This is a genomic window from Streptomyces sp. SID3343, assembly GCF_009865215.1.
Taxonomy (GTDB): domain Bacteria; phylum Actinomycetota; class Actinomycetes; order Streptomycetales; family Streptomycetaceae; genus Embleya.
The window spans coordinates 1-947 of record NZ_WWJX01000079.1; the positions used below are offsets into that span (position 1 = coordinate 1).

A 947-nucleotide genomic window follows, 5' to 3' on the forward strand; every position below is an offset into this window, starting at 1 on the left:
GTCGGCGGCGCGGCCCGGGTGGGTGCCGGCCCGGATGGGCACGGTGGCCGCGGCTGACCTGCCGGCCCAGGCCCGCGAGACGCTGCGGCTGATCGCGGCCGGCGGGCCCTACCCGTACCCGCGCGACGGCATCGTCTTCGGCAACCGCGAGAGGCTGCTGCCGGCGAAGCCCGACGGGCACTATCGCGAATACACCGTCCGCACGCCGGGCGAGTCCGACCGAGGCACGCGGCGGATCGTGACCGGCAAGGACGCCGAGCGCTATTACGACGCCGAGCGCTATTACAGCGACGACCACTACGCGAGCTTTCGCGCGATCGTGCCTTGACGCGGTGGCGTTCAGCGGTTGTTCACGCGGTGATCTTCGGGGTGATCCGCGCGGTGATCCGCGCGGTGTTGTGCGGTCGGGTTCGACTCGGTGGTGGGGCGCGGTGTTGTGCGGTGGGTTTCGACTCGGTGGTGTGGCGCGGTGTTGTGCGGCCGGTTTCGACTCGGTGACGTGGTCCGGTCCCGACGCCGACGCGGTAACGGGGAGCGTCTCTCGACTCGGGAGCAGGAGCATGAGTCGATTCCCACGCGGTGGCGCGGTCAGGCCCCAACGCGGTGGTGTGCGGCGGGTCCCCGCGCGGTGGTGTGCGGCGGGTCTCCGCTCGGTGGCGAGGCGCCGGTCCGGATTCGGGTAGGCCGATCGAGTGGTCCCGTCCGCAGATGGCGTATCGGAGCCGAACCGGCTCGAACGAGCGGCCAGACTGCCCGGTATGGACACACCCGACGTTCGATTCCGTCCGGGGTCCGCAGAGGATACCCACGACCACACCCGGCCGCGTCCGGCCGCCGCCCGTTCGGCCGCCTCCCGTACCGTCGGCGCCCAGTCGGCCGCCGCCCGGTCGGTCGTCACCCGGCCCGTCGTCGCCGCCGCGGTCGAGCCGCGACTGCAGACCGTTCCC

The 947-nt window shown here is 72.7% G+C and carries 2 protein-coding genes; both read left to right on the forward strand.

Features of this window, described 5'->3' with window-relative positions:
• Window positions 1-328: ribonuclease domain-containing protein (locus GT354_RS02755; RefSeq protein WP_161354543.1), on the forward strand; the 328-nt coding region annotated here is incomplete at its 5' end.
• Between the two features lie 430 nt (window positions 329-758).
• On the forward strand, window positions 759-947 hold a 189-nt coding region (locus tag GT354_RS53350; protein ID WP_237534313.1), incomplete at its 3' end, for a hypothetical protein.